Annotated in this window: 1 protein-coding gene; it reads left to right on the forward strand. The window is 79.2% G+C overall.

The window, feature by feature from the left end:
• Positions 1-572: polyketide synthase dehydratase domain-containing protein (locus GTW08_RS00655; RefSeq protein WP_161151246.1), on the forward strand; the 572-nt coding region annotated here is incomplete at both ends.

Here is a 572-nt window from a genome sequence, read left to right on the forward strand (position 1 = left end):
CTGCACCCCGCCCTGCTCGACGCCGCCCTGCAGTCGGCATGGCTGGCCGAGGACCGGGGCGGGGACACGGCCGGCACCACCGCCGCGGGCGTCCCGTTCGCCTGGAGCGGTGTCTCGCTGGCCGCCGCCGGTGCGTCCGCGCTGCGGGCCCGGCTGCGCCGCGACCCCGACGGCACCCTCACCGTCTCCGCGACCGACACCGGCGGCGCACCCGTCGCCGAGGTCCGGGCGCTGGAGATGCGGCCGGTCGGTACTCCCGACGACGTCGCCCCCGGTGTCCGGGACGCCCTGTTCGGCCTCGACTGGACCCCCGTCCCCGATGCCGGACCGCTCCCCGACGCCACCACGGCCGTCCTGGTCGGGGACGATCCGTTCGACCTGACCGGCGCACTGGCCGAGCTCGGCGCGACCGTCGAGCACCACGACGACCTGCCGGCCGGAACGCCCGCCGGACCGGTGCTGCTGCCCGTCGCCGCGCCCGCGGACCCCGGCGGCGAGGACGCCGCCGCAGCGGCCCACACGCTCACCGCCCGGGTGCTCGGCCTGGTCCGCGCCCGCCTGGAGCAGGAGCG

This window comes from Pseudonocardia sp. SID8383, from assembly GCF_009864975.1.
Classification (GTDB): Bacteria; Actinomycetota; Actinomycetes; order Mycobacteriales; family Pseudonocardiaceae; genus Pseudonocardia; species Pseudonocardia alni.